At 57.2% G+C, this 21,748-nt stretch carries 22 protein-coding genes, 1 pseudogene and 2 riboswitches; of the genes and pseudogenes, 8 read left to right on the forward strand and 15 right to left on the reverse strand.

The features are described 5' to 3' along the window. Positions 1–65: 65 nt before the first annotated feature. From nrdF to ACQKKX_RS14855, 6 genes are all read right to left on the reverse strand, one after another. Positions 66–1,052, reverse strand: coding sequence for a class 1b ribonucleoside-diphosphate reductase subunit beta (gene nrdF / locus ACQKKX_RS14830; protein WP_427571637.1), 987 nt, complete (start codon positions 1,050–1,052; stop codon positions 66–68). 14 nt (positions 1,053–1,066) lie between these two features. After that, positions 1,067–3,235 (reverse strand): class 1b ribonucleoside-diphosphate reductase subunit alpha, encoded by a 2,169-nt coding sequence (gene nrdE, locus ACQKKX_RS14835; protein ID WP_427571639.1) that lies wholly within the window; start codon positions 3,233–3,235, stop codon positions 1,067–1,069. After that, positions 3,205–3,615, reverse strand: a complete 411-nt coding sequence (nrdI, locus tag ACQKKX_RS14840; RefSeq protein WP_427571640.1) for a class Ib ribonucleoside-diphosphate reductase assembly flavoprotein NrdI — start codon at positions 3,613–3,615, stop codon at positions 3,205–3,207. The genes nrdE and nrdI overlap by 31 nt, the downstream gene beginning before the upstream one ends. Positions 3,616–3,627: 12 nt before the next feature. Next, positions 3,628–3,849 carry a glutaredoxin-like protein NrdH gene (gene nrdH / locus ACQKKX_RS14845; RefSeq protein ID WP_109462202.1) on the reverse strand — a complete coding sequence of 74 codons (222 nt, stop codon included), beginning with the start codon at positions 3,847–3,849 and terminating at the stop codon, positions 3,628–3,630. A gap of 241 nt (positions 3,850–4,090) precedes the next feature. After that, positions 4,091–4,312: riboswitch (cobalamin riboswitch) on the reverse strand. Between the two features lie 99 nt (positions 4,313–4,411). After that, the gene (locus ACQKKX_RS14850; protein WP_427571642.1) at positions 4,412–5,299 is read right to left on the reverse strand and encodes a LysR family transcriptional regulator; all 888 of its coding nucleotides are present in this window, start codon (positions 5,297–5,299) and stop codon (positions 4,412–4,414) included. Positions 5,300–5,301: 2 nt separating this feature from the next. Then, entirely contained in the window at positions 5,302–6,174 is an 873-nt protein-coding gene (locus ACQKKX_RS14855; protein ID WP_427571643.1) for an acyl-CoA thioesterase, read from the reverse strand. A 63-nt stretch (positions 6,175–6,237) separates the two neighbouring features. After that, positions 6,238–6,450: riboswitch (cobalamin riboswitch) on the reverse strand. Between the two features lie 316 nt (positions 6,451–6,766). Here ACQKKX_RS14855 and ACQKKX_RS14860 point away from each other — a divergent pair. From ACQKKX_RS14860 to ACQKKX_RS14885, 6 genes are all read left to right on the forward strand, one after another. Further along, complete coding sequence (locus ACQKKX_RS14860) at positions 6,767–7,750, forward strand: DUF1852 domain-containing protein (RefSeq protein WP_427571645.1); 984 nt, start codon at positions 6,767–6,769, stop codon at positions 7,748–7,750. 27 nt (positions 7,751–7,777) lie between these two features. Continuing rightward, positions 7,778–8,815: a methionine synthase gene (locus ACQKKX_RS14865; RefSeq protein WP_427571647.1), complete on the forward strand. Its 1,038-nt coding sequence runs from the start codon at positions 7,778–7,780 to the stop codon at positions 8,813–8,815. A 147-nt stretch (positions 8,816–8,962) separates the two neighbouring features. Further along, complete coding sequence (locus ACQKKX_RS14870; protein ID WP_427571649.1) at positions 8,963–9,463, forward strand: flavin reductase; 501 nt, start codon at positions 8,963–8,965, stop codon at positions 9,461–9,463. Positions 9,464–9,720: 257 nt separating this feature from the next. Further along, the gene (locus ACQKKX_RS14875) at positions 9,721–10,281 is read left to right on the forward strand and encodes a hypothetical protein (protein WP_427571651.1); all 561 of its coding nucleotides are present in this window, start codon (positions 9,721–9,723) and stop codon (positions 10,279–10,281) included. Between the two features lie 242 nt (positions 10,282–10,523). Further along, the gene (locus ACQKKX_RS14880; RefSeq protein ID WP_047512450.1) at positions 10,524–10,733 is read left to right on the forward strand and encodes a cold-shock protein; all 210 of its coding nucleotides are present in this window, start codon (positions 10,524–10,526) and stop codon (positions 10,731–10,733) included. A gap of 346 nt (positions 10,734–11,079) precedes the next feature. Continuing rightward, positions 11,080–11,337, forward strand: coding sequence for a hypothetical protein (locus ACQKKX_RS14885; RefSeq protein WP_244763754.1), 258 nt, complete (start codon positions 11,080–11,082; stop codon positions 11,335–11,337). Between the two features lie 56 nt (positions 11,338–11,393). Here the strand turns inward: ACQKKX_RS14885 and ACQKKX_RS14890 are convergent, their stop codons facing one another. After that, positions 11,394–12,017: a plasmid pRiA4b ORF-3 family protein gene (locus tag ACQKKX_RS14890; RefSeq protein WP_427571652.1), complete on the reverse strand. Its 624-nt coding sequence runs from the start codon at positions 12,015–12,017 to the stop codon at positions 11,394–11,396. A gap of 168 nt (positions 12,018–12,185) precedes the next feature. Next, positions 12,186–12,548: a response regulator gene (locus ACQKKX_RS14895; protein ID WP_427571654.1), complete on the reverse strand. Its 363-nt coding sequence runs from the start codon at positions 12,546–12,548 to the stop codon at positions 12,186–12,188. 152 nt (positions 12,549–12,700) lie between these two features. Between ACQKKX_RS14895 and ACQKKX_RS14900 the strand changes: the two genes are divergently transcribed. Both ACQKKX_RS14900 and ACQKKX_RS14905 read left to right on the forward strand, forming a co-directional pair. Beyond that, positions 12,701–13,489, forward strand: coding sequence for an alpha/beta fold hydrolase (locus ACQKKX_RS14900; RefSeq protein ID WP_427571655.1), 789 nt, complete (start codon positions 12,701–12,703; stop codon positions 13,487–13,489). After that, positions 13,455–14,651, forward strand: a complete 1,197-nt coding sequence (locus tag ACQKKX_RS14905) for an ATP-binding protein (protein ID WP_427571656.1) — start codon at positions 13,455–13,457, stop codon at positions 14,649–14,651. The genes ACQKKX_RS14900 and ACQKKX_RS14905 overlap by 35 nt, the downstream gene beginning before the upstream one ends. A 257-nt stretch (positions 14,652–14,908) precedes the next feature. On the opposite strand, the pseudogene ACQKKX_RS14910 reads toward ACQKKX_RS14905, so the two are convergent. The 7 genes and pseudogenes from ACQKKX_RS14910 to ACQKKX_RS14940 form a co-directional block, all read right to left on the reverse strand. Beyond that, positions 14,909–15,340 (reverse strand): annotated as a pseudogene (locus ACQKKX_RS14910) (PIN domain-containing protein). Positions 15,341–15,460: 120 nt separating this feature from the next. Further along, on the reverse strand, positions 15,461–16,309 hold the full coding sequence (locus ACQKKX_RS14915) for an alpha/beta fold hydrolase (protein WP_427571658.1): 849 nt from the start codon (positions 16,307–16,309) through the stop codon (positions 15,461–15,463). Positions 16,310–16,867: 558 nt separating this feature from the next. After that, on the reverse strand, positions 16,868–17,782 hold the full coding sequence (locus ACQKKX_RS14920) for an MBL fold metallo-hydrolase (protein WP_427571660.1): 915 nt from the start codon (positions 17,780–17,782) through the stop codon (positions 16,868–16,870). 56 nt (positions 17,783–17,838) lie between these two features. Further along, the gene (locus ACQKKX_RS14925; protein WP_427571661.1) at positions 17,839–18,828 is read right to left on the reverse strand and encodes a helix-turn-helix domain-containing protein; all 990 of its coding nucleotides are present in this window, start codon (positions 18,826–18,828) and stop codon (positions 17,839–17,841) included. After that, complete coding sequence (locus ACQKKX_RS14930; protein ID WP_427571663.1) at positions 18,818–19,405, reverse strand: type 1 glutamine amidotransferase domain-containing protein; 588 nt, start codon at positions 19,403–19,405, stop codon at positions 18,818–18,820. Before ACQKKX_RS14930 ends, ACQKKX_RS14925 begins: the two co-directional genes overlap by 11 nt. Positions 19,406–19,677: 272 nt before the next feature. Then, positions 19,678–20,430 (reverse strand): SDR family NAD(P)-dependent oxidoreductase, encoded by a 753-nt coding sequence (locus ACQKKX_RS14935; protein WP_427571665.1) that lies wholly within the window; start codon positions 20,428–20,430, stop codon positions 19,678–19,680. Positions 20,431–20,729: 299 nt separating this feature from the next. After that, positions 20,730–21,650, reverse strand: a complete 921-nt coding sequence (locus ACQKKX_RS14940; RefSeq protein ID WP_427571667.1) for an AraC family transcriptional regulator N-terminal domain-containing protein — start codon at positions 21,648–21,650, stop codon at positions 20,730–20,732. Positions 21,651–21,748 lie beyond the last annotated feature (98 nt).

Below are 21,748 nucleotides of genomic sequence, written 5' to 3' on the forward strand. Positions count from 1 at the left end.
GTCATGGGATCGTGCTTTGCCACGGTGGGACGTTGCCCTAGCAGGACAGCGCGAAACCGCTGCAGTCAGAAATCCCAGTCCTCGTCCTCGGTCGCCACTGCCTTGCCGATGACATAGGACGACCCGGAGCCCGAGAAGAAGTCGTGGTTCTCGTCGGCATTGGGCGAGAGCGCCGAGAGGATCGCCGCATTGACCTTGCAGGCCTCGGGTGGGAACAGCGCCTCGTAACCGAGATTCATCAGCGCTTTGTTGGCGTTGTAATGCAGGAACTTCTTCACGTCCTCTGTCAGGCCGACGCCGTCATAGAGCGCTTCCGTATACTTGGCTTCGTTGTCGTAGAGCTCCATGAGCAGATCGAAAGCGAAATCCTTGATCTCCTGGCGCCGCGCCTCCGGCAACCGCTCTACGGCGCGCTGGAACTTGTAGCCGATGTAATAGCCATGCACCGCCTCGTCGCGAATGATCAGCCGGATCATGTCGGCGGTGTTGGTGAGCTTGGCGCGGCTCGACCAGAACATCGGCAGATAGAAGCCTGAATAGAAGAGAAAGCTTTCCAGGAAGACGCTCGCAACCTTCTTCTTCAGCGGATCGCCGGAGGCATATTGCTCCATGATCAGCGCCGACTTGCGCTGCAAAAACTCGTTTTCTTCCGACCAGCGATAGGCATCGTCGACATCGGGCGTCGAGCACAGCGTCGAGAAGATCGAGGAATAGGAGCGTGCGTGCACGGCTTCCATGAAGGAGATGTTGGAAAGCACCGCCTCCTCATGCGGTGTTGCCGAGTCCGCCATCAACTTCACCGAGCCGACGCCGTTCTGGATCGTGTCGAGGAGTGTCAGCCCGGTGAAGACGCGAATGGTCAGCTGCTGCTCCTCCGGTTTCAGGGTGGCCCAGGAGGGGATGTCGTTCGACAACGGCACCTTTTCGGGGAGCCAGAAGTTTCCTGTCAGGCGGTTCCAGACCTCGAGATCCTTGTCGTCCTCGATGCGGTTCCAGTTGATGGCGCGCACGGCGGCAACCGTCGAGGTATTGGTCTTCACTTGAATGTTCATCTTGGTCACCGGGATCAGAGGGCGCAGGAGACGCAGCCCTGCACTTCCGTGCCGGTCAGCGCCATCTGGCGAAGGCGGATGTAGTAGATGGTCTTGATGCCCTTCTTCCACGCATAGATCTGCGCCTTGTTGATATCGCGCGTCGTCGCGGTATCGCGGAAGAACAGCGTCAGCGACAGGCCCTGATCGACATGCTGGGTCGCCGCCGCATAGGTGTCGATGATCTTCTCAGGCCCGATCTCGTAGGCATCCTGATAGTAATCGAGATTGTCGTTGGTCATGAAGGCGGCCGGATAATAGACGCGGCCGATCTTGCCTTCCTTGCGGATCTCGATCTTGGAAACGATCGGGTGGATCGAGGAGGTCGAATGGTTGATGTAGGAGATCGAACCTGTCGGTGGGACAGCCTGCAGGTTCTGGTTATAGAGACCGCTTTCCATGACAGCCTGCTTCAGCGCCCGCCAGTCCTCCTGCGTCGGGATATGGATGCCCGCGGTTTCGAACAGTTCGGCGACGCGCGCCGTCGCGGGCGTCCACTCGGCTTCGGTGTATTTGTCGAAATACTCACCAGATGCATATTTCGAGTTCTCGAACCCCTTGAAGCTCTGGCCGCGCTCGACCGCCAGCCGGTTCGAGGCGCGGATGGCGTGATAGGTCACCGTGTAGAAATACATGTTGGTGAAATCGATGCCCTCATCGGAGCCGTAGTAGATGCGTTCGCGGGCGAGATAGCCGTGAAGGTTCATCTGGCCGAGACCGATCGCATGGCTGTCCTCGTTTCCCTTGGCCACTGAGGGAACCGAAGTGATGTTGCTCATGTCGGAAACGGCCGTCAGCGCCCGGATCGAGGTTTCGATCGTCTTGCCAAAATCCGCAGAATCCATCGCCGCGGCGATGTTCAGCGAGCCGAGATTACAGGAGATATCCTTGCCCATGCGATCGTAGGACAGATCGGCCGCATAGGTGCTGGCATCGCTGACCTGCAGGATCTCCGAGCATAGGTTGCTCATGGTGATACGCCCGGCAATCGGGTTCGCCCTGTTCACCGTGTCCTCGAACATGATGTAGGGATAGCCACTCTCGAACTGGATCTCGGCAATCACCTGGAAGAAGTCGCGTGCCTTGATCTTCTTCTTCCGGATGCGGCTGTCGGCCACCATTTCGCGATATTTCTCGGTGACCGAGATCTCGCTGAAGGCGACGCCATAGACGCGTTCGACGTCGTAGGGCGAGAACAGGTACATGTCCTCGTTGTTCTTAGCGAGTTCGAAGGTGATGTCAGGGACGACGACGCCAAGCGACAGCGTCTTGATGCGGATCTTCTCGTCGGCATTCTCGCGCTTGGTATCGAGGAAGCGCATGATGTCGGGATGGTGGGCATTGAGGTAGACCGCTCCCGCGCCCTGCCGCGCGCCAAGCTGGTTGGCGTAGGAGAAGCTGTCCTCGAGCAGCTTCATTACGGGAATGACGCCTGAGGACTGGTTCTCGATCTGTTTGATCGGCGCGCCGGCTTCTCGCAGGTTCGTCAGAGACAGGGCGACCCCGCCGCCGCGCTTGGAAAGCTGCAGCGACGAATTGATGCCCCGCGCGATACTCTCCATGTTGTCCTCGATCCTGAGCAGGAAGCATGAGACGAGTTCGCCGCGCTGCTTCTTGCCGGCATTGAGGAAGGTCGGCGTCGCCGGCTGGAAGCGGCCGGAAATAATCTCGTCGACCATATCGCGGGCCAGTGCTTCACTGCCCTGCGCCAGCGCCAGCGCCACCATGCAGATACGATCCTCGTAGCGCTCCAGGTAGCGCTTTCCATCGAAGGTCTTCAGCGTGTAGCTGGTGTAATATTTGAACGCCCCGAGGAAGGTCGGGAAGCGGAATTTCTTGGCATAGGCGTGGTCAAACAGGTCGCGGACGAAATTGAACGAATACTGGTCCAATACCTCCCTCTCGTAATAGCCCTCGGTCACCAGATAATCGAGCTTCTCCCTGAGATTATGGAAGAACACCGTGTTCTGGTTGACGTGCTGCAGGAAATACTGCTTCGCTGCCTGCCGATCCTTGTCGAGCTGGATCCTTCCGTCCTCGTCATAGAGGTTCAGCATCGCGTTCAGTGCGTGGTAGTCGAGCGTTGCGTCCGCCACCTTCGTATCCGCCGCCTTCACCGGGCGTTCGAGAACTGCCGTGTCCAAAATCGTTCCAATCCGTGTGTGACATTGGCGACATCCTCGTCCGTGCCCAGAAGCTCGAACCTGTAGAGGTATGGCACCTGGCATTTCTTCGAGATGATGTCGCCGGCAAGCCCGAAGGTCTCGCCGAAGTTGCTGTTGCCCGCGGCGATCACGCCGCGAAGGTTCGAACGGTTCGCCGCATCGTTCAAGAAGCGGATGACCTGTTTGGGAACGGCCCCCTTGCCACCCTCGCCGCTATAGGTCGGGACGACAAGCACATAGGGCGACCCTGCCTGCAGGGTCTCGCCGGTGATGGGGATGCGCCGGGCGGGAAGGCCGAGTTTCTCGACGAAGCGATGGGTGTTCTCCGACCGGCTGGAAAAATAGACGATCTCGCCCATCGCAGTAGCCGATCAGGCGAGCGCGCTGATCATGTCGGGGCGGAAGCCGGCCCAATGCTGCTCGCCGGCGATGACGACCGGAACCTGGCGGTAGCCGAGGCCCTGCACGAGCTCGTAGGCAGCGCTATCGGTGGAAACGTCGATGATCGTGTAGTCGATGCCCTGACGGTCGAGGGCTCGGGTGGTCGCGGTGCACTGGACGCAGGCAGGCTTGCTGTAGACGGTAATGCTCATTGGGAATACCTCGTGACTGGAAGGCAGGGGATGTCGGTCGGGCGTCCGCCGACGCCCGCACGAAAGATCAGGAATGGAATGGCGCGCACCTACAGGGCGCGGATCGGCGCTACTCGCGCTTGCGATGAACTGAATGACTGGTCATGGACTTCACCCCGAAGTTTGCTCATGCGGGGGATCAAGGGCGGCGTGAACGCGCGACATTGCGCGTATCGACGCGACCAACCGGACACCCCGCCCGTGGACGTTACGCTCTGAGGCAGGTCTCCTGGCTCGCGGGTCGTCGCATCCATCCTCGCCTTCCCGAAGCATGAGGCTCCAGTGGCTTTTTCGAACAGATGCTCGCCGCTTACAGTTGCGGGGGCAGCTCCGGCATTGCTGCGCCCCTCATGGACGCCGCACCGTATTCCCGTCTTAGCTCCGATCCTTGCGAATCGAGAGAACCTCGAACACTAGATATAGTATACGTGGTGAAAATTCCGTCAACGAATATGAACGCAGACCACGAAAATGAATGGGGATTACGCCCACGAGAAGGTTGCCAGAATAGGGGGCCCAACAGTCAGGCCGATATTCTGGATGAGGTCGCGAGAAACCCGGCAATAAAGTCGATGGTGTCGTCGCCATCCCTCAAGCCAAGATGGATGCTTTTCTGGATCCCGCTCTGACCGATGCGGACGGGACGGACGCCGAGTGTTGCGGCCTCCCGGCGCACTAGCCAGTTCGGAATAGCGCTGACCCCGCGGCCAGCTGCCACCAGTTGAAGCATCATTTCCGTGGTCTCGACATTGCGGTGGTGGCGCGGGCGGCAATTTGCGGGCACCAAAAATTGCGTGAACACATCCAGCCGTTCTGGCGCAACAGGATAGGTGAAGAGCGTCTCATCGAGCAGGTCTGCCGGTTCCGCATGGCGCTTGAGTGCCAGCGGATGATCTGCTGGCACGGCAAGCACCAGCTCGTAATCGAACACAGGGAGATAATGAATGCCGGGTGTCTCGATCGGATCCGGTGTGATCAGGATATCGATTTCGTAACCCGTCAGCGCCGCGACACCGCCGAAGGCAAATGATGTCGTCAATTCGAGGTCCACGTCCGGCCATTCCGTGAGATATGGCTTCGTGACACCCATCAGCCATTGATGGCAGGGATGGCACTCCATGCCGATCTTGAGCGAACCCCGCTGGCCGTGGCGGTAATCCGACAGGACATCTTCGGCCCGTTCGATCTGTGGCAGAACGCGCTGCGCCAACCTCACGATGTAGCGGCCGGCTTCGGTGAGACGAAGGTTGCGGCCGTCCTTTTCCCACATCGCCACGCCATAGCGTTCTTCCATCTTGCGGATCGTGTGGCTGAGAGCGGACTGGGAGACGTTCAGCCGCTCCGCCGCAGCCGTCAGGCTGCCCAGGCGGTCGACTTCACGCAGGATCGACAGATGCTGCCTGTCCAACATGGTTATGCCCGCCCGTTCTCAAAAGGAATTGCTTCTTCGGTGACGCTGTCGCGCACCGGAATCGGACGGTGGTCTTTGTCCACAGCAACCATGGTGAAATGTCCGGTCGCTGTGATGTTTCTTTCGCCCGTCAGAAGGTTCTCGGACCAGAGTTTCGTTTCGATCGACATGGAACTGCGGCCCACATGCTCGACGCGTGCCTCCGCCTCAACGATCTCACCAATCGCGATAGCTCTTGCGAAATCGATACGTTCGGATGAGGCCAGCACCACCAGCTTGCCGCAGTAGCGGGACGCTGCGACGAAAGCGGCTTTGGTCATATAGGCGATGGCTTCACCTCCGAACATCCGGCCGACGCTGTTTGCCTGATCCGGAAAGATGATCTCGACCATCGCAACAACGTCGCTCGCATCCGATCTCTCTTCAGAAAGGAGTTCGGGCAAGACATAACCTGCGGCATCCTCGCCCTCCGGTATAGCAACCATATGGAACATGCCGCGCGTACAGCTGTGCCGCTGACGGCCGACGATAGTCTCGGCCGCCATTTCGACCTCGACTGTCAGGGACCGACGGCCTGCCTTCACCGGTCGCGCCGCGAACTCGATGATATGCCCTATGCGGGCCGGTTGCTTGAAATCGATGCGCTCACAGGAGGCGGTCACGAATGGCGCCCGTCCGAACCGCGTTGCTGCGATGAAGGCAACGCGATCCATAAGCGCAAGCCCGGTTCCCCCGAAGAGGATGCCGTGGTGGTTGGTGTCTCCGGGAAAGACGATATCGATGAGGCGGGTTATCGAGCCGTGCTGAGCAAGCTTTCCTATCGTCGCGTTTTCTGTCATCGGTACTGCCATCAGGTTGCGGCAGGGAAATGACATGACGCAGAGGCGACGGTCCAGAAATGCCGTTCGCAAAAGCGGCACACCGGGACACCCCGCCCGTGGACGTTATCTATCGCGGCAGGTCTCCTGGCTTACGGGTCTTCGCTCCGGTCCGTCTTCCCGAGGCAGGCCTCAGTGACAGGTTTGGACTTTCGCTCACCGCTTACAGTTGCGGGGGCAGCTTCGGCTTCAGGCTCCGATCGAAGCCTTCACCGAATTCCCTCTTAGCTCCGATGCATTCGCGCACCGCAGAACCACGATGACACACCAATGTCGGATGCCGCCGAAACGGTCAAGGCATGGATCGTCGATCTTGTCGGCATCCGCATGCTTTCTGACCCGCGCGCATTTCGCAAAGCTTTCAAAGCAAGGAGAACGGCTTTCGAACTGCCGTAAATCATGAACGCGGCTCATGCTTCAATGAGATAAAACCATTATTTCTCGTTGCATCGCTCGGGCATAAAGCATTCAGCGCTTTTGATAATAGCCAACCCGAAGAAGGCTGGCTGAAAAAATCATACGGCGACATGTCCCGGTACCGGAAAGACAGGAACTGTTCTGCGCCGGGAATGAAGAAAGACGGACCGCGATGAACGACGATTTCAGATTTTCCATCAAGAGCATTCGTTTTGACGAGGATTACCATCCCTCGGTCAATACCCGTGCTACAACCAATTTTGCCAACCTGGCCCGCGGGGAGAACCGCCGGGAAAATCTCCGAAATGCGCTGAAGATGATCGACAACCGCTTCAACGCCCTTGCGCATTGGGACAACCCGAAAGGCGATCGATACTCTGTAGAACTCGAAATCATTTCGGTTGAGATGAGCCTTGGCGATAACGGCATCAACGATGTCTTTCCTCTGATCGAGATATTGAAAACGAGCATTATTGATCGCCAGACAAACGAGCGTATCGAAGGCATCGTTGGCAACAACTTCTCGTCCTACGTCCGGGATTACGACTTCAGCGTGGTGCTGCCCGAATACAACAAAGGACGCCCCGCATTCGGCGCGCCCGACAATTTTGGTGTGCTCCATGGAAACCTGTTCAAATGTTTCGTGAACTCGCAGTCTTACAGGGAACATTTTCATAAACCTCCGGTCATCTGCCTGAGTGCCTCAAGCAGCAAAACATATCGTCGGACTGGAAATCAGCACCCGGTATTGGGCGTCGAATATCACCAGGACGAGCTGTCGGCGACAGATCTCTACTTTCAGAAAATGGGTCTGCAGGTTCGCTTTTTCATGCCGCCCAACAGCGTTGCGCCTTTTGCGTTCTATTTCCTCGGCGATCTGCTCGACGATTACACCAATCTCGAACTCATCAGCACCATCAGCACGATGGAGACTTTTCAGAAGATTTACCGGCCCGAAATCTACAACGCTAATTCCGCGGCAGCGGCCTGTTATCGCCCGAGTCTCCAGCACCAGGACTACTCACTGACGCGTATCGTCTACGATCGCGAAGAGCGTAGCCGGCTGGCTGTCGAGCAGGGAAGGTTCGCTGAGGAGCACTTCATCAAACCGTACCAGACCGTTCTTGAGCAATGGTCTACCAGCCACTCCCATTGAAGTACTAGAAGCATAAGGTTGCCTGACATGAAGAGACTGTTGCCCACGTCAACCGCCGGCAGCTTGCCCAAACCCTCGTGGCTCGCGCAGCCCGAAAAGCTGTGGTCGCCATGGAAGTTGCAGGATGAGGAATTGGCCGAGGGCAAGCAGGATGCGCTGCGTCTGTCCCTCGACGACCAGCGACAGGCAGGTATCGACATCGTCAGCGATGGTGAGCAGACACGCCAGCATTTTGTCACGACATTCATCGAGCATCTCGGCGGGGTCGATTTCGAAAAACGCGAGACCGTCAGAATTCGGGATCGCTATGATGCGAGTGTCCCGACAGTTGTCGGCGCTGTATCTCGCCAGAAGCCCGTTTTTGTCGACGACGCCAAGTTCCTGCGTCAGCAGACCAAGCAGCCGATCAAATGGGCCTTGCCGGGTCCGATGACCATGATCGATACGCTCTTTGACGACCACTACAAGAGCCGGGAGAAGCTTGCTTGGGAGTTCGCCAAAATTCTCAATGAGGAAGCGCGGGAACTGGAAGCCGCCGGGGTCGATATCATCCAGTTCGATGAGCCCGCCTTCAACGTCTTCTTCGATGAGGTGAATGAGTGGGGTGTTGCCACCCTGGAAAGAGCGATCGAGGGGCTCAAATGCGAGACCGCCGTGCATATCTGCTACGGTTACGGCATCAAGGCCAATACGGACTGGAAAAAGACACTCGGCTCCGAATGGCGGCAATATGAGAAAAATTTTCCGCAACTGCAGAAATCCAGCATCGGCATGATCTCGCTCGAATGCCACAATTCCCATGTTCCAATGGATTTGATGGAGCTTGTCCGGGGTAAAAAAGTCATGGTCGGAGCCATCGACGTGGCAAGCGACAGGATCGAAACGCCGGAGGAAGTCGCTGCCACGCTGCGCAAGGCACTGCAATTTGTCGATGCCGACAAACTTTGCCCCTGCACCAATTGCGGCATGGCGCCTCTGTCCCGTCGGGTGGCGAGGGGCAAGCTGAACGCGTTGAGCGCAGGCGCGGAAATTGTCCGAAAAGAACTCGTCGCCCAGGCTTGCTGACCTGGTCAGCCCCAGTAGCGTCGGCCTCATGTCGCCACTACCGGATGGCTAACCGGTTCCTGCCGCAAGCCCTTCATCGCCTTGGATAAGATCATTAGATCGGCGCCATCTCGGTTCGCGCGTCACCGAACATGTCTGGAGGCTGACATGAATATCATGACCCATCGGTTGGATGTTGTCGAAAAAGCCGCCTTTCGAAACGGCATGTCGCGCCTCGGCACGTCGGTCAGCGTCGTCACCACCAAATCTGCCGGCATGCGATACGGTTTTACAGCCTCTGCGGTCTGCAGTGTCAGCGATACGCCGCCGACACTGCTCGTCTGCATCAACCGCGCAAGCTCCTGTTTCCATGCATTCGAGAACGCACGCAATTTCTGCGTCAATACGTTGATGCCGGGGCATGAAGACATTTCCGACGTATTCGGCGGAAGGACGCCTGCTGCCGACCGGTTCGTGCTTGGCGAATGGAGGGAGGGGCTTTCAGGTGTCCCGGTCCTGGCCAATGCGTCGGTCAGTTTCGAATGCGAATTCACCAGTGCCGTAGACGAGGCAACCCACCGCATCATCTTTGGGCGCGTCATTGACATTCGTGAGAACGAAAAGCAGGCAACCTTGCTCTATTGCATGCGTCGTTATCTCAACGGCTGAAGAAATTCCGTGGCGTTGGTCGCGTGCGCATATTTGCGTCATCAATATCCAGGAATTAGTGGCGTCACCGGCTTTGTGCATTTCCCCGATAATGGGTAGGTTCGCATCTCTTCAGGGTCCGGTATAATGCATTCGGCCAACGTGATAATATCCCTCATTGTCTGTTTCGGAGAGCCATAGCAACTATTGGTCCAACCGTTTTCTTGGGTCATCGAGACGGCTAGCACGGATACTAATTGGGAGTTCGGGAGAGGTCGTTGAGTAATTTTCCGGTCATTGCGACGGTTCTTTCGATGGTCCTTGGGCTGTCTGTTACGCGCCTTCTGCTTGGCCTCGTGACGATCTTCCGGATCCGGAGGACATCGCCGGTTGACTGGGTTCCGCTCGTGTGGGCACTGGTGCTATTCGTCACTCAGCTCGAATACTGGTGGTCGATCAACCAGCTGCCAACGATCAAGCCGACCTACTCCTTCCCAGAGTTTGCATTTCTGATCCTTCTTACACTAATGCTATTCTTGTCGACAGCATTGCTGCTGCCAAGCCGGGGTGAAGACGAGCAGCAGGGACTTCGGAGTTATTTCGAGAAAGACGGCAGGTTCGGCGTTTTGGCATTCGCCGCGTTCCTGACTCTGGGCTTCGTGGTCAACCTCTTCTTCTTCAACAGCCCGATTGCGTCGGAGTGGGCGTACAGTGACGTCGTCATGATCGTCGGATCGCTTGCTACGTTCGCCGCCAGATCCAGGCGCGTCTACGCCGCGCTGACACTGCTTTATCTGCCGTTCGCGATGTTCGATACAGCTGTGTCTCTCGCATCTTGACGGATGCGACTGGCGAGGGCGTCTTGGATTTCGCAGCAACCATCCAAACATAATCAAACTAAAAGTTGACATTCATGCGCATCGCACTATCTCTGGTTTATCGATCTTTTGCTTGTTGAGCTTTGCTTGTTGCGCGTCTGGCACCGCGTCCTGAACGATTTTCCCTCTCAAAACATCGCTACAGACTTCCCGCGAAACCGTCGGTTCCGCGGTCGATCAACATTGCTTTGAAAGGGTTCATCATGACCACAGGCACAGTAAAATGGTTTAATTCCACAAAAGGCTTCGGCTTCATCCAGCCTGACAATGGCGGCGCCGATGCGTTCGTCCATATCTCCGCTGTCGAGCGCGCCGGTATGCGCGAAATCGTCGAAGGCCAGAAGCTTGGCTACGACATGGAGCGCGATATGAAGTCGGGCAAAATGTCGGCCTGCAATCTGCAAGCTGCCTAATCGAACAAGCCTCTGCCTGCCGGTGACCACGGATGTACTGGCACCAGGCAAGCGGGGGCGTTCAAGGCCGGACACGCGTCCGGCCTTTTGTTTTCTCAGAGAGATCTGGAGGCCAAAAATGGCTCAGACATATTCAAAGCTTCGCCAGCAGGCGGAGATCGCGTTTCAGAAAACGCAAGCCTCCATTCCTGGCGACGATCAATTTTCCAAGAGCGATACCGAGGCAGACAGATTGCGTGCCAAGACGGCGAGGCTTCGTCATGCTCGGCTTGAGCGGGACGGCGTCGACTCCGGCCAGCCCTCGTTTCACTGATTTTGGCTCCCTTAGGAACAGAACGGATTCCCGATGCAAAATCTTCAACAGTTCGCCATGAGCTCCAATGGAGATCGCTGGTTTCTGGGCAAACGCGCCGGCGACGGCGAGGCGATCGTTCTTCACCGCGCCAATCCATCTTCAGGCGGCCATGAGACGGAAACGCTTGTCGCAGACTTCCTGAACATTCGGCCATTCGGTCCGGAGCGGGAAGCGCTCATCGAACTGCTCGGTGTTGGCGACGACGCGGGTGATCCCAAGCAGGAGAGCTACACGTCCTCGTCACAGTAGGGGTTCCGCTTTCTCAAGCGGGCGGGTTTAACAAGTCAAAGCAATGAACCCGTCGGTCATTTCTTCGGCCCGGATGTCGGCTTTGGTTGATAGAGACGCCGTTTCACGTTCGGGCGAAGAGCGTTGCGAACATCCTTGTCCGTCATTGACTGGTCGAACCATTCCGGATCGAAGTAGCCACCGCACCACCGGAGTGTTTCGGCATATTCGGGATCTCCACGGTCCGCGATGATCTCCAGAAACCGCTCATATCCAGACACGCCACCAACATCCTCGGGCGGTCGCGCCCTGGCGCCGGCAACGCAGCTACCGTGTTTGGGCGCAGAAGCGAGCGTAAAGAAATCCTCGATCGCGACGGTATGCCGCCAGCCATCTCCGAAATCATAGTGGTAACTGAAGACCGCACCTTGCTCGAAGTCCAGCAAGCGAACCTCTGTCTGATCGAAGACGCGAGGATCGTCATCGGTGGCATCCTCCGTGAGGATCTCGACGTCGCCATACCGCAGGCCGCCGATCCGGAATTCATAAAGATGATAGTTCCACCAGTTGAAGGCGGCCTGGATTCCAAGATGCAGATGCTCCAGGTCCCAATGAACCGGCAGGACCAGACGGCGCCAGACGTCCGGCTCGATCTCGTCGATGGAAACTCTGATCTGCACGGCGTTTGCGGGCTTGAACATCGCCCAAAAAACAAGATTGGCGGAAAGCCGTCAAGATAGACAGCTGCACTCGAAGGCGTAGTCGATCTTTCGACCGACACTAGACGGGCAAGGTTTCCGGCTCAGCTCGGCTGATGATTCAAAGTGAAGCGACGTGGAAAACGTCCAGCTTCCACCGCCGCAAATCCGCTAAGCCACCATATCCAACATTGCCGCCGAGACCGCGTCCGGCTGATGGGGTTTCCCCATGAAACGGCTCCCTGGGGGGATCTCGTCTGATTTCACGCTGTGCAGGCCGGATGTCACGATGATCTTCACGGCCGGCCATCGAATATGTGTTTCTGCCGCAAGCATGAGGCCGTTCATTTTTCCCGGCATGTCGATATCGGTGAACAGCAACTGGATGTCTGAGTGGCTTTCCAAGAGCAGCATCGCCTCGTGCGCATTCGGCGCCTCGAGTACGTGAAATCCCCTATCGGACAGGTCGTCAGCGATTTCCATACGAATTAAGGGTTCGTCTTCAACAATCAATATAGAGATGGGGATGTTCATCAGTCGCCTTCAATATGTGCGAGGCCAGCTACAGCGACTGACAACATCGAAATGGTCTGGAGGAACAATTGTTCCTGATTACCACGAAATAAATGTAGAGACCCGATTGCCAAACGCCTGCCAAGACGCGAGAACGTGCTAAAGGGTTAGTTATGTCGGTCGCCGAACGCAACAACATTCGTCTTCAAGGAGCCGGCGACCGCACTATGGTGTTCGCTCATGGGTTCGGCTGCGACCAGAACATGTGGCGATACGTAGAGCCGGCCTTCCGGAATCGGTTCAAGACGGTTCTCTTCGATCATGTGGGAGCCGGCCATTCTGATCTGGCCGCCTACGATGCGGCGAAGTACGCCTCTCTGTCAGGATACGCCGAGGACGTTGTCCAGATCGGGCGTGAGCTCGATCTTCAGAATGCTGTGTTCGTCGGCCATTCCGTCAGTGCGATGATTGGAGCGCTGGCATTGAAACAGGCGCCGGAGATGTTCGCCGACCTGATTATGGTCTGCCCGTCCCCGCGATACATCGATGACGGCGACTACGTCGGCGGTTTCGCCGCCGACGAGATCGAAGAACTTCTGACATCGCTGGCTGACAACCATATGGGTTGGTCCTCAGCAATGGCCCCGGCTATCATGGGCAATCCTGACCGACCGGAACTCGGCGAGGAGTTGACAAACAGCTTTTGCCGCACCGATCCTGAAATCGCCAGGCAATTTGCGCGGGCAACCTTCACGTCCGACAATCGGGCCGACCTGCCGAGCGTGAAAGCCAGGACGCTGATCCTGCAATCGAGCGACGACATCATCGCGTCCGAGCAAGTCGGCGAATACGTACACAAATCGATACCGGGCAGCCGGATTGTCTATTTGAAGGCGAGCGGCCACTGCCCGAATTTGAGCGCACCTGATGAAGTCATATCCGCGGTTGCCAAGTTTGTCTGACGCCGAACCCTCCGACGATCTGGAAGACCTCTTTGAGAACGCGCCTTGCGGCTATCTCTCCATGCGTCCGGACGGACGGGTCGCCAAGGTCAATCGCACCTTGTGCGGATGGCTCGACAAACAGCCCGAAGAGATCGTTGGGAAGCGTTTTCGCGATCTCCTCAACGTTCCCGGTCGAATCTTCTACGAGACCCACTTCGCCCCGTTGCTTCGCATGCAGGGATTTTTCAACGAAGTCGCCCTCGACCTAAAAACATCGGACGGGAGCACCATTGCAACCATTGCGAACGCATCCGAACGGCGAGGGGATAAGGATGAACCCCTGTTCACCCGGCTGACGATATTCAAGGCGACGGAAAGACGACGGTACGAACGCGATCTCGTCGATGCCCAGTCTACGGAACGCGAGGCGCGGCTGCGGCTTGAGGAAAACAACGCTGATCTGACGGCCGATGTTGCTGAGCAGGTTGCCAGTCGTCTGCTTGAGAAGCAGAACGCCGATTTGCGAGAGCAGTTCATCGCCGTGCTTGGCCACGACTTGCGCAACCCGTTGGCGGCAATCAATGCCGGCAGACGGATGATAGAAAAGACGCACCTCGACTCCAAGACAGCGCGAATTACCCGCCTCATGGGGGAGAGTGTCACACGGATGAGCGGGCTCATCGACAATCTGATGGATTTTGCACGCGGTCGTCTGGGGGGCGGTATTGGGGTAGAAATCAGACACGGCGATCGGATAGAGCCTACCCTTACCCAGGTCGTGAACGAGATCAGAGCTAGCCATCCGGACAGAGAGATTGAGCTGCGGTTCGATGTGCCCCAACCCGTGGACGTCGACCACGCGAGGGTCGCCCAGATGTTTTCCAACCTGCTCGGCAACGCGATCGCGCATGGATCGAAGGACCGTCCCATTGTTGTCGACGCCGGCATCGTCGATGGCGTGTTCCATTTGGCAGTTTCTAATGGCGGTGAGCCCATACCGCTTGCGGCCATGGAGCGCCTGTTCCAGCCTTTCTATCGCGGCGACGTCAGCCCTAGTTCGCAAGGATTGGGGCTCGGGCTCTACATTGCCTCACAGATTGCAGAAGCTCACGGCGGTCAGCTTCATGTAAAATCTGACGATGTGGAAACGAAGTTCAGTTTCAAGCTCCCGATTGCCTGAGTTTACCTGACATTCACACCGCCAATAAGCGCGGAAGGCTCGGTCGGCCGCCGCCAAACCAGCGCTCTGGCCCGGATGAGAATGTCCGTTCGGGTAACGTGCCGGGCTGATATGCCTCGACGAAGGCAGCGTGAACAATAGCAACGGTGCGGACCTATCCCAAGACCACGCGATGCTGATATTTCAGGAGGTTAGCTCCATTCACAGAGCAATGCAGCGGTTCGATTCCGCTCAAGAGCTTACGATCGCCGGCCGTTCTAGATCGCGTTCGCTCGAATAGGGTTGATGATTTCGATCCCTTGAAAATCTCGCTCATTGTCGGTGACAACAACGCGGCCAATGGATTGAGCGACGGCGACTACGATTGTGTCCAAGGCGCTCCGCGAGCGGCCATCTGCCTTTCCCTGTGCCATGAGCTCTCCCCAGGTCAGAGCGGCCTTTTCGTTGAACGGGAGGACGCGACCTGCAAAGAGTGCTTGTGGCCCGTCATTGCCCGCGAACCACGTTTCGAGAGCGGCTCGCCTTTCACCGACCGGCTTTTCCAGTATTCCTCGATGTATCTCGGCGACCGTGGGCGATGCGATGAATAAATCAGTGTCAGCCTGCTCGGCCATCTAGGTCAAAAGTGACACTGACGGTTCTGGTTTGGTGATGTTGCTGAGAATGTTCGTGTCGAGCAAGTAGCGCATTAGAGATCGATCTCACGACCTCCTCGCGTGAGCGGCTCTGCCGTTACTTGTTGGTTCGATAGCCGCTGGACCGCTGGGCCGGCGTTGTGCAGGCGCCGCGGTGGGTGGCATGAGCCATGGTCAAACTTCTTGCATAAAGGCTAACAGCAGATCTGCGATTTTCTCTGGTTGGTCCTCTGGAGCGAAATGCGCGCACTTGTTGAGTACTGTCAGCTTAGAGTTTGGAATTGCCTCATGGAGGCGCTTCGCCCAGTCGAGCACCTGCCAGGTATCCTCAGCTCCCCAGATGAGCTGCACCGGCAAACGTCCCAGTTCAGGAAGCCTGGCCGCAATCTCAAGTGTATGAACCGGATCGTAGTGCCGGGCCTGATGCGTGAAGAAACTAGCTTGGCCGAGGGGACCGGAGATGTAGTCAAGATAGGTCTCGAGGGGCCCCGCGGCAAAAGCGTCCTTGTCGTGCACTGCGCTTAGCAGCCATTCCCTGAAGTGAGCTCGGTGCACGGCGTCCGGAGCCTTGATCAAAGCCTCCAGCCCTTGTTGCATCTGCTGGCGCGTGCGGGGCGAGGGATAGCTGTCATAGCTCACGACGTCGATCATCGTCAAAGACCTCAGTCGATGAGGATTGAACACCCCGTACCTTTGCGCGATCCCGCCTCCAATGTCATGTGCTACGAGATGAAAGCGATCTAGCTGCCAGTGCTCAAGCATCTTATCTAAAATCAGGACTTGCGCGGAGATCGAAGTGTCTGTTTCAGGGTTACATGGTCGCTCAGACAATCCAAAGCCGAGGAGGTCAAACAAGTGGATCCGATAACCCGCATCGACGAGACGTGGTGCGACTTTTCTCCAGATCAGCGATGATGACGGTGTGCCATGAAGAAGAACCACCGGTTCACCTTCTCCCTGGGAACCGCAGGCAATGCGATAACCATGCACCAGCACGTGCTCGGAGATGAGGTTGTTGTCCATGTCTGCTCCTTCATCAACGTACCGGGTAAAGCACGGAACCTAAGGCGATCCTCTGGCTTAACAACAGGCTCGGATCAGTACCTTCGACAGCACAAAACAAGATTTTAGCGTCATAGGGATGGCAATAGCCTCAAGAGATGATTTTGACGGTCGGGAGTCATGTCTGATGTGGCACGGCCGCCTCAGCCATCCGACTGTATGCTCGTTTATGATCTGGAGGATGACCTCATCGACATCTCTGCGAGCTCGCTCATCAAGAGCAGCGTAGGGTGCCATGAAGTTGTGGAGGTCTTGTAGTTCCTCTAGGTAGGAGTTGCCGGCACGTCCACGCCATTCCGCTTTGACCTCTTCCACTTGGATATCAACCAGGGCGGCCAACTCCATCTCGGCGACCACCTGAAGTGGATCGGAGAGTGTGGCAAACCCCGCCGGTGGCGCGGGCGGCGCTCTATCCGGAAATACTGTACGAATGGCTTGAGCCATGACCATGGACGGACTACCTAGCCCCGGTGTGGATGGAGCAACGAGGTGCAAAAGCCTTGTACCTACAGCAAGCCGCTAGGTAAGCGGCATGAACGAGAACGCGGACCTGTGTCTCGTGACCTTGCCGATGCCGGGAAAGTCGAGATGCATCCCAGCAACAAGATAGTTTGGACCAGAAGCACGACCGAGAATCTCCAGCCTCGCCTTGAGCGCCTCCTCCTGATCACCGTCAAGCTCCCAAGTGACTTCAGGGCGGTCGAACTGCAGAGACGGGACATGGATGATGTCGCCCATGACCAGGAGACGTTCTTCACCCGCCTCCACTTGATAGGCAGTGTGCCCTATGGAATGGCCGAAGGCGTTGACTGCAGTGACCCTATCGCTGATCGGAAAGTTGTTATCGACTGGGACAACAAGTTCGCGCACGGCAGCCAAACGACTGCTCGTTTCGAACATAACTGCTTCGTCTTTTGGCACGAAAAGCCGTTCCAGACGTGGAAAGGCTGGTCCTCCACCGGCAGCTATGAGGCCGTTGACATGATCGGTGTGGGTATGGGTCAAGGCAACGTTTGTGATAGCCTCTCGAGGAATCCCGGCCTCGGCCAGAGCGTCCAGCAGCAATCCCATAGTCGGTTCCCAGCTGTCGGACGCCCCGGTGTCGACCAGCAGATGCTGATCATTCTCGATGATCAAGTAGGCGTTGACGGACAATCGAAGCTGACCATCGACCAGCGCGACCTGTGAGGGCAAGACATCGAAAGGTTCACCACCGGCTTGCCTTAACCGGCTTGGTGGCATGTCGACGTAACCGTCGCAAAGCGCCACGATCGCGAGGTCGCCGAACTGGCAGCGTGCGAAGTGCTTGCCGCGCTCGATGATCGAGAAGGGTGATGTTGGATCGGACGCAAACGCGTTGATCGGAGCAGACATAGCGGCTGCGGTTGCTACGGCGCCGACCTTCAGCGTTGCTCGTCTCGTCAGGCTCGTCATGAACTTCCTCCAATACATTGTGATTAACGGCGGTGATGGCCACCGGCGCTGCGATCTCAGGCCGGGGTTTCCTCGTCACCGTCGTCTGTAAGCGTGCCCGTCGCTGCTGACAGGGTCCGGTAGCGCGATGGCGTCAGTCCGAAGCGGCTAGCGAAATGTCGCGCAAGGTGGGAAGACGATGCAAAGCCGGACAAACGTGCAATTTCAGAAACAGAAAGATCTGAAGTGAGCAGCATCCGTTTTGCTGCTCGGACCCTGATGTCGGCCAAGTGTTGGATCGGCGACTGCCCAGTTTTCTCTTTGAAGAGGCGAAGAAAATGAAACTTGCTGATGCAGGCTTCTGCTGCAAGCTGTTCCAGCGTCAGCGCCTGCCCGTAACTCGCGGACATGAACTCGATCACTCTCGCCAGACGAGGGTCGGACAACTCACCTGCTGAACGTTTATCGTCGCCTCTTCCAGCCGACCCATAGCGACTAACGACATGTGTGGCCAACCAGGTTGCCACCGCTTGGGCATAAAGCTCTCCTCCTTCCTGCTCCATGGCGTCAACCAGAGCATAGGCGACCTCAAATATTGCGCGGTCGCGGCCTGGTGCTGAGCGAAATTCGGGAAGATTGGAAGCAACGCCGATCCTCCTGAATTCTTCATTTGCAGACAGCACCAAATCTTCAGGTACGTAGATCAGCGCCAGCTGGAAATTTTCATTCCGAGGTTCTGGGAAGCGGTAATTTGTTTGCTCAGGCGTGTAGTGGAGCATTATCGAGCCAGGTGCGAACGTATCCTGTCGCCACCGATCCTTCTCCTGGGAATCGCATAGGAAGGTCCCGGAAAGGGTAACACCGATGCGGATATCCGGAGTCGGTACTGAGGTGTACCTGTCATTGGAGGAGACGCCGCTGTGCACATCAACAAGAAGCGATCGCCAGCCAAAGTCCCGGCTGGATCTTTGACTAACCGAAGGGATGACCGTGCGCGCCAGTAGACTAGCGGGCGCCACTTCGTAGCCGCGAGAACTAGCTTCTCCTAAAGCAGTGTTATGCACCATCCGACATGACCTTTCTCACCTTGCGCACCGAACACTGCTGCCGGAGGGCTTGGACGAGAGCTTCGCTGAAGAAGGGAATGTCCTCAGGCATTCTGCTGGTCAGAAGATTGTCGTCTTTTACCACCGGCTCATCCCAAACCCTGGCGCCAGCGTTCGTGAGGTCAGTTCTGAGTGAGTGCCATCCGGTTGCCGCCTTTCCTTTGACGGCGTCCGCTTCGATCAACATCCACGGCCCATGGCAAATCGACGCCACCAGCTTGCCGGCGGCAATGAATGCCCTGACGACTGCAACCGCTGACGGAATGGTGCGCAACGTGTCGGGATTGGCTAGGCCTCCAGGAATGAAGAGCGCGTCGTAGTGCTCCACGTTGACGTCCTCCAGAACCAGATCGGGCGAAACGAAGTGCGGAGACATGTTCGAGAGGTCGGTGCCTGCGACTCCCCGAATGGTGTCCAGAGACGGCGAAGCGAGATCTACCACGACGCCCGCGTCGATCAGCGCCTGCCGCGGTTCCGCTAGCTCGGCAAAACCATTGGTCGCTATCGTAAGGACGCGTGCGTCTACGAACATGTGCATGTCAATCTCCCACTGATGCCGGCGAATGCCTTGAAAATGCCGCGGCCGTCGTCGCGCACCGAATAATATATGGCTGCGTCCGGCAGAGCTCTAATCACCAAGTTGCTCTTGAGTCTGTCCTTCTTGCTTTTGTACCTGCTGCCATCCAGTCGGCTTTTTAGGCGTTCACGTCAGACTCAGAGATTGCCAGACAGATTCATCTTCAACCTGCCGCTAAAACAGATTAGGGGATGGGGAAGCTGGCAAGAACAGCGACTTCCCCAACCTGCTCACTAGATGACTTGCCCGCCTGAAACTTCGATGCGTTGCGCCGTGATCCAACGGTTTTCCGGACCGAGCAGGCTCGCGATCATAGGACCGATGTCGTCAGGAACACCAACGCGTCCAAGAGCAATCATTCCGGCGAACTGCGAGTTGAGATCAGGCATATCGCGCACGGCGCCACCTAAAAAATCCGTCTCAATTGCGCCTGGAGCAACAGTATTTGCCGTTATCCCGCGGGTCGCCAACTCCTTGGCCATGTAAAGGGTGAGGATCTCCACGGCGCCTTTCGCCGCGGAATATGCAGAGAAGCCAGGGGCTGATACTCGGGTCAAACCGGAAGAGAAGTTGATGATGCGACCTCCATCGGCGATCAACGGGAGAAGCGCTTGCGTCAAGAAGAAGACACCCTTGACGTGAGTATCGAATAGGGCGTCGAACTGCTCTTCCGTGGTATCGGCGAAGCCTGCCATGATGCCTTGCCCCGCATTGTTGACCAGATGGTCGAAGTCGGTGCGGCCCCAGGTCGTGGACAACGACTGTCGGACCGCCTCGCCAAACACTGAAAAGGATGACACATCGGTCACGTCAAGCTGCAGCGCGACCGCCTTGCGTCCCAAAGCCTCGATTTCGGCGACGACGCTTCTCGCTTCTTCGGAGCCGGTTCTATAGGTCAAGATGACATCGCCGCCATGTCTAGCGATGCTGACAGCGGTGTTTCGGCCAAGACCGCGGCTTGCGCCGGTTACGATTGATACAGTCATTATGGGCTCCTTGATCAAAATGGGCGGCAGAGGTCGAGTCTGCGGTCTCCACCACCTCTTTTTCCAGTCAGGCTTTGGCGAGTGGCATCGCCACTTGCCCGCCTGGATCAAAAGGTTACCGCGAGCTCGCGGCCTGCGCGTTGCCGTCACGTCTCAAGTTCTTGCCTAATCCGCCGCCGTGACTGTCCGGGATCGCTGTCGAACTGGGTTGATCAGCTGTCCTGCCCGTACGTCCGACGAGAGCAGCCGGCTGAAAGCTTACAGCTAGAGCATCGCCTCAGGGTCGTGAGATCTGCGGTTCAGGTAGCCATGCCGGCAGACGCCAATGGGAAATGTGGGATGTCGATGTAGCGCTGCTCGTGCTTGTGCCTTGATGGCGGTATTCCGAAGACGCGGCGATACTCCCGAGAGAACTGCGATGGGCTGGAATAGCCTACTTCATAACCTGCGCGGGCTGCATCGAAGTCCTCTGTCAACATCAAGCGCCGGGCTTCCTGGAGCCGCAGCTGCGTTCTGAACTCGAGAGGGCTCATCAACGTTATCGATTTGAAGTGCAGGTGGAAGCTGGATCTGCTCATGTTGGCGACTTCTGCCGCATCTTCGACCGGGCAGTTCTGTCGGAAGTGTTGGCGCATCCAGACGATGGCCCGTGCGATCTGCTTCAGCTTGCTCCCGCTGTCGAGTAGTCCCCTGACGGGGCCGCTGCTTGGCCCAGTTAGCAAACGATAAAGGATTTCCCGTGTTGCAAGAGGCGAGAGGCCCCTGATGTCCTTGGGCGTGTCGAGTAACTGTAGAAGACGCCACGCCGCATTGAGGATGCCGGGATCCGTTTCATGAAGGAGCAGGCCTGCGGATCCTGGACCATCAGAGGCCTCCTTTGGAAACTGGACAGCAAGTTCGGCAAGCTCCACCATGTCGAGGTCAAGCTGCATGCACAGGTAGGGCGCACTGGCGGTTGCCTCGATCACTGACCCCATGACCGGAAGATCGACGGAAGCAACCAGGTAGCGGGATCTATCGTAGACATAGGTTTGCGAACCGAGCATTGCCTGTTTGCGCCCTTGAGCGACCAAACACAGCGTGGGCTGATAGACGACCGGCATAGGCAAGAAGGGTTCAGACCAACGGATCAAGGTGACGCCAGGCAGGCCGCATTCGAAAGTCCCGTCGGAGGGAGCATGTCGCATGATGGCATTGATGATAAGCGTACGTTCTTCCATTCTTCCTCAAGATTATGCTGGAGGTTTCTGCGAACCGTTAACTCCCTTAATGTTGATGTGAGATTGCCTTGTGCCGGCCAAATAGCAAAGGCCCGGCT

The organism is Neorhizobium sp. NPDC001467, assembly GCF_050275975.1.
Lineage (GTDB): Bacteria > Pseudomonadota > Alphaproteobacteria > Rhizobiales > Rhizobiaceae > Neorhizobium.

Coding starts and splice junctions, on each gene's coding strand:
- nrdF (WP_427571637.1), bottom strand. CDS start 1,052: ATGAACATTCAAGTGAAGACCAATACCTCGACGGTTGCCGCCGTGCGC.
- nrdI (WP_427571640.1), bottom strand. CDS start 3,615: ATGGGCGAGATCGTCTATTTTTCCAGCCGGTCGGAGAACACCCATCGC.
- nrdH (WP_109462202.1), bottom strand. CDS start 3,849: ATGAGCATTACCGTCTACAGCAAGCCTGCCTGCGTCCAGTGCACCGCG.
- ACQKKX_RS14850 (WP_427571642.1), bottom strand. CDS start 5,299: ATGTTGGACAGGCAGCATCTGTCGATCCTGCGTGAAGTCGACCGCCTG.
- ACQKKX_RS14855 (WP_427571643.1), bottom strand. CDS start 6,174: ATGTCATTTCCCTGCCGCAACCTGATGGCAGTACCGATGACAGAAAAC.
- ACQKKX_RS14860 (WP_427571645.1), top strand. CDS start 6,767: ATGAACGACGATTTCAGATTTTCCATCAAGAGCATTCGTTTTGACGAG.
- ACQKKX_RS14865 (WP_427571647.1), top strand. CDS start 7,778: ATGAAGAGACTGTTGCCCACGTCAACCGCCGGCAGCTTGCCCAAACCC.
- ACQKKX_RS14870 (WP_427571649.1), top strand. CDS start 8,963: ATGAATATCATGACCCATCGGTTGGATGTTGTCGAAAAAGCCGCCTTT.
- ACQKKX_RS14880 (WP_047512450.1), top strand. CDS start 10,524: ATGACCACAGGCACAGTAAAATGGTTTAATTCCACAAAAGGCTTCGGC.
- ACQKKX_RS14885 (WP_244763754.1), top strand. CDS start 11,080: ATGCAAAATCTTCAACAGTTCGCCATGAGCTCCAATGGAGATCGCTGG.
- ACQKKX_RS14890 (WP_427571652.1), bottom strand. CDS start 12,017: ATGTTCAAGCCCGCAAACGCCGTGCAGATCAGAGTTTCCATCGACGAG.
- ACQKKX_RS14895 (WP_427571654.1), bottom strand. CDS start 12,548: ATGAACATCCCCATCTCTATATTGATTGTTGAAGACGAACCCTTAATT.
- ACQKKX_RS14900 (WP_427571655.1), top strand. CDS start 12,701: ATGTCGGTCGCCGAACGCAACAACATTCGTCTTCAAGGAGCCGGCGAC.
- ACQKKX_RS14905 (WP_427571656.1), top strand. CDS start 13,455: ATGAAGTCATATCCGCGGTTGCCAAGTTTGTCTGACGCCGAACCCTCC.
- ACQKKX_RS14915 (WP_427571658.1), bottom strand. CDS start 16,309: ATGGACAACAACCTCATCTCCGAGCACGTGCTGGTGCATGGTTATCGC.
- ACQKKX_RS14920 (WP_427571660.1), bottom strand. CDS start 17,782: ATGACGAGCCTGACGAGACGAGCAACGCTGAAGGTCGGCGCCGTAGCA.
- ACQKKX_RS14925 (WP_427571661.1), bottom strand. CDS start 18,828: ATGGTGCATAACACTGCTTTAGGAGAAGCTAGTTCTCGCGGCTACGAA.
- ACQKKX_RS14930 (WP_427571663.1), bottom strand. CDS start 19,405: ATGCACATGTTCGTAGACGCACGCGTCCTTACGATAGCGACCAATGGT.
- ACQKKX_RS14935 (WP_427571665.1), bottom strand. CDS start 20,430: ATGACTGTATCAATCGTAACCGGCGCAAGCCGCGGTCTTGGCCGAAAC.
- ACQKKX_RS14940 (WP_427571667.1), bottom strand. CDS start 21,650: ATGGAAGAACGTACGCTTATCATCAATGCCATCATGCGACATGCTCCC.